Annotated in this window: 4 protein-coding genes; all 4 read left to right on the forward strand. The window is 65.3% G+C overall.

The genetic code is table 11. From position 1 onward, the window contains the following. A partial coding sequence (locus JWQ24_RS27765; RefSeq protein ID WP_299815601.1) for an ABC transporter ATP-binding protein occupies positions 1-1,239 on the forward strand: 1,239 nt, incomplete at its 5' end. A 68-nt stretch (positions 1,240-1,307) separates the two neighbouring features. After that, entirely contained in the window at positions 1,308-3,512 is a 2,205-nt protein-coding gene (locus JWQ24_RS27770; RefSeq protein ID WP_299815604.1) for an amylo-alpha-1,6-glucosidase, read from the forward strand. A gap of 178 nt (positions 3,513-3,690) precedes the next feature. After that, a complete protein-coding gene (locus JWQ24_RS27775; protein WP_299815606.1) occupies positions 3,691-4,233 on the forward strand; it encodes a PRC-barrel domain-containing protein in 543 nt (180 codons plus the stop codon). Beyond that, a partial coding sequence (locus JWQ24_RS27780; RefSeq protein WP_366521470.1) for an MFS transporter occupies positions 4,234-4,925 on the forward strand: 692 nt, incomplete at its 3' end.

Raw genomic sequence — 4,925 nt, forward strand, 5'->3', positions numbered from 1 at the left:
GGCACCGTCGTTGTCGTCATGTTCAAGATGGCTGCGGCGGGCAAGGACCTGCATGACGATTTCGCCGACAAGGCTGCGGCCGTCGATGGCGAGATGGTCGATGTCATCAATAACATGCCGCTGGTCCGCGCTTTCTGTGGACTGGGTTTCGAGCATGCCCGCTTCGATGCCACTGTCGATCGCGAGTTGAACGCGCGCGGCCGCAGCCTGCGCTATCTGGAGCGGCTGCGCCTCACCCATGCCGCCATCACCGTCGTACTCACCATTGCGCTGCTCGCCTGGGCGATCCGACTGTGGCAGAGCGGCGGCGCCTCGACCGGCGATGTGGTGCTGGTATGCACGCTCGGCCTCTCCATCCTTCATGCGACGCGCGATCTGGCCGTCGCCCTGGTCGATGTGACGCAGCATGTGGCCCGCTTGTCGGAAGCTCTTGCGACCTTGCTGGTGCCGCACGAACTCAGCGATCACCCGGAAGCCGAGCCGCTCGTGAAATCCGGCGCGGCCATCGCCTTCAATGATATTTCATTCAACTATCCCGGTGGCCTGCCGGTGTTCGACAAGTTCAGCCTTCGGCTGCATGCCGGCCAGCGCGTCGGGCTGGTCGGCCAGTCCGGCGGCGGCAAGTCGAGCTTGTTCGTGCTGTTGCAGCGGTTCTACGACGTGCAGAAAGGCAGCATTGCGATTGACGGCCAGGATATTTCACGGGTGACCCAGCTCAGCCTGCGTCAGGCAATCTCGGTAGTGCCTCAGGATATCTCGCTGTTCCACCGTTCGATCATGGAAAACATCCGCTACGGCCGGCCCGGCGCCAGCGATGAGGACGTGATGCGCGCGGCGATTTCGGCGCGCTGCGACTTCGTCGAGACGCTGCCGGAGGGCCTGCACACCCAGGTCGGCGACCGCGGCGTAAAACTGTCCGGCGGCCAGCGCCAGCGCATCGCCATTGCCCGCGCCTTTCTCAAGGATGCGCCGATCCTGTTGCTCGACGAAGCCACCGCCGCGCTCGACAGCGAGTCCGAGGAAGCCATCCGCGAGGCGTTGCAGCGCCTGATGCGCGGCCGTACCGTGATTGCCATCGCACATCGCCTGGCCACGCTACGCAACTTTGACCGCGTCATTATGCTGCAGGGCGGCAAGATCATCGAGGACGGCAAGCCCGACAGCCTGATGAAGGGCTCCGGGCCGTATCGCGAACTCGTGACCCAGGAAATGAGCCGGCTCGCCCAACACGCGGCGTGACCGGTCTAGGCTCCATCTGAGTCGTTCGCCGAGCGGCTTGCCTGCCCATCAACCGGCCGAGGTGTTTCATGCCCAGTGAAGCCGCCGCGAAACTGTCCCCGATCCACGCCGTCGATTCCGGCATCGTGGAGTCGCCGTTCTACATTCCGATGACCGGCCCCGCCGCGCGACCGCGCCGGGCGCTGAAGCACAATGACACCTTTGTGGTGCTTGATAGCCATGGCGACATCGGCGCCTCCGCGGGCGGGCCGGACGGGCTTTTCAATGCCGACACGCGCTACCTGGCGCGGCTCGAACTGACGCTCGACGACGTGCAGCCGCTGCTGCTCGGCTCCAATCTACGCGATGACAATTCGACGCTAACGGTCGATCTGACCAATCCGGATATCTACCAGAACAACCGGCTGGTGCTGGCCAAGGACATGCTGCACATCGTGCGCACCTTCTTCCTGTGGCACGGTACCGCCTATCAGCGCATCGGCGTGCAGAACCACGGCGAGGCGCCGGCAAGCTTCGACCTCACGCTGAAGTTCGACAACGACTTCGCCGATCTCTTCGAGGTGCGCGGCTCGAAGCGCGCGCATCGTGGCGTCGCCACCAGCCGGCTCGTCGGACCGAGCGACGCGGCGCTGGAATATACCGGCCTCGACCACACGCCGCGCAGTACCATGGTGCATTTCGATCCGAAGCCGACGCGACTGTCGGCCAACATGGCGACCTATCATTTAGAACTGGCGCCGCAGGAAAGCACTTCGTTGTTCGTGGCGGCGACCTGTAATGCGGCCGTCGGCCACCGTCCTCCGCCGTTCTTCCGCAGCCTGCTGGCGCTTCGCCGCGAGATGCGGAATTTCAGCAGGGGCGCGACCTCGATCGAAACCTCGAACGACATTTTCAACGAGGTCCTTTGCCAGTCGATGGCCGATCTGAACATGCTGATGACCGACACGCCGCAGGGCCGCTATCCTTATGCCGGCATCCCTTGGTACTCGACCACCTTCGGCCGCGACGGGCTGATCACAGCGCTGCAGATGCTGTGGATCGATCCGCGTGTCGCGCGGGGCGTGCTGAAGCGGCTGGCCGCGTTCCAGGCCAAAAGCGTCGATCCATTGTCGGACGCCGAGCCCGGCAAGATTCTGCACGAGATGCGCGGCGGCGAGATGGCCGCGCTCCGCGAGGTGCCGTTCGCGCAATATTACGGCAGCGTGGATTCCACGCCATTGTTCGTGCTGCTCGCCGGGCTTTATATCGAACGTACCGGTGATGACGCGACGCTGGCCGAGTTGTGGCCGGCGATCGAGGCCGGCCTTGCGTGGATCGACGGCCCAGGTGACCCCGACCGCGACGGCTTCGTCGAGTACCAGCGCGCCACCGACGAGGGGCTACAGAACCAGGGCTGGAAGGATTCATACGACGCGATCTTCCACGCCGACGGCCAGCTCGCCAAGGGCAACATCGCGCTCGCCGAAGTACAGGGCTATGTCTACGCCGCCAAGCTCCTGGCGTCGCGGCTGGCGATGCGCATGAACCAGCATGACCGCGCAAGGCGGCTTGAAGCGGAGGCGCAGGCGTTGCAGGACAAATTCGAGCAAGCGTTCTGGTGCGAGGAGATCGGCACCTATGCGATCGCGCTCGATGGCAACAAACTGCCGTGCGCGGTGCGCACCTCCAATGCTGGACAGGTGCTGTTCACCGGCATCGCGCGGGAGGACCGCGCGCGGCTCGTTGCCGCTGACCTGATGCGGCCGCATTTTTTCACAGGCTGGGGTATCCGCACCGTGGCGCGGGGCGAGCCACGCTACAATCCGATGTCCTATCATGACGGCTCGATCTGGCCGCACGACAATGCGCTGATCGCGCTCGGGCTGGCGCGCTACGGTCTCAAACATTCGGTCGAGGCGGTGTTCAAGGGCCTGTTCGACACTGCGGCCTATATGGACCTACGGCGGCTGCCGGAATTGTTCTGCGGATTCCAACGCGAGAAGCGCCGCGGCCCGACACTGTATCCCGTCGCCTGCGCGCCGCAAGCCTGGGCCAGCGCCACGCCGTTCACTCTGCTCGAGGCCGCGCTCGGCATCGAGTTCGACGCGGCGCGCGGCGAGATCCGCTTCCGCAATCCGCGGCTGCCGGCGTTCCTCAACGAAGTAATTTTGCGCGATTTGCGGCTCGGCGATTCCAGCGTCGATCTGCGGTTGCGCAAACACCATGACGACGTCTCGCTGGAGATTTTGCGCACGCGCGGCAAGATTCAGGTCTCGATCGTGCTGACGCATTGATCGGGGATACAGACTTCTGTGAGTCGTCCCCGCGAAAGCGGGGACCCATACACTCCGTCCCGTCGTGGCGGGATAGGGCAGCGGCGTTCAAGCCGCGAACCCGGCGGTTATGGGTCCCCGCCTTCGCGAGGACGACACGCGGATGGAGCGGCGACCAACGAGAATTGAAAGAGGCGGCATGAACGTAACTCGAGTGAGATTCATTGCGGCGCTTGGCTGCGCGCTATCGTTCGTCAGCCCGACCTGGGCCGCCGACGAGCCGGCTCCGGCAACGCCGCAGGACGCGCAAGCGGCGCCCTCTGCAGCGACGGAAATTCCGCCACCTCCGGCCGCGCCCGCGGTGACCGTGGCCAAGCCGCCGTCGGTGACGGTGATCGACGCCTTCGATGCCCACGGCATTCTCGGCCGCGACGTACGCAGCCCCGCCAATGAGAACATGGGGCGCATCGCCGACGTAATCGTCGACCGTGGCGGCGTCGCGCGCGCGGTGGTGATCGATTTCGGCGGCTTCCTCGGCGTCGGCAGCCGCAAGATCGTGGTCGACTGGAGCGCGCTGCATTTCTGGAACGTGGCCAACAAGAGCGAGAGCATCACCCTGGAATTGACGCGCGAACAGGTCCGCGCCGCGCCGGAATACAAGGACGATGCGCCGATCGTGGCGCTTGGTGCCTCCGGCGCGCTGTATCCGCTGCGTTTCCCGCTATCGGCGCAGGAGAGATAAGTGCTGCTCGCCACCACCCATGCCCCGGAACGGCCGCGCGCCGACGATGGCGATGTGCGGGACGTCGCCCGCGCGCCCGGCCTCGCGCCGGAGCCTGAGGGCGGCGAGCCGCGCCATGCGCCGGAGCCGTCGCGGCAGAGCCTGCGCGGGCTGGACTGGTTCATCTTCTTTCTCGCCGACGTGCAGACCGGCTTCGGCCCGTTCATCGCGGTGTATCTGACGACGCAGAAATGGACCCAGGTCGAGATCGGACTTGTGCTGTCGATCGGCGGCCTTGTCGCGTTGATTGGACAAATGCCCGGCGGGGCTATTGTCGACGCCGCCCGCTCCGAGCGGCTGGTGGCCGGCCTCGCGGTGGCGACGATTGGCGTCAGCGCGCTGGGATATGCCGCATGGCCGATTTTTCCGGTAGTAGCGGCCGCTGCGACGCTGCACGCCGCTGCGAGTTGCGTGCTCGGTCCGGCGATTGCTGCGATCAGCCTCGGTCTGGTCGGACCACTTGCGATCGGCGAGCGGTTTGGGCGTAACGCCCGCTACGCATCGCTTGGCAACGGCGTTGCCGCCGCCGTGATGGGTACATGCGGCTATCTGTTGTCGAGCCGCTCGGTATTTCTCGTCACCTTCATTCTGGCGATTCCGACCTTGCTTGCGCTGTCGCGGATTCGCGAGTGGGAAATCGACGCCGCGCGGGC

The sequence above is a fragment of the Tardiphaga sp. genome (genome assembly GCF_028290495.1).
Taxonomy (GTDB): domain Bacteria; phylum Pseudomonadota; class Alphaproteobacteria; order Rhizobiales; family Xanthobacteraceae; genus Tardiphaga.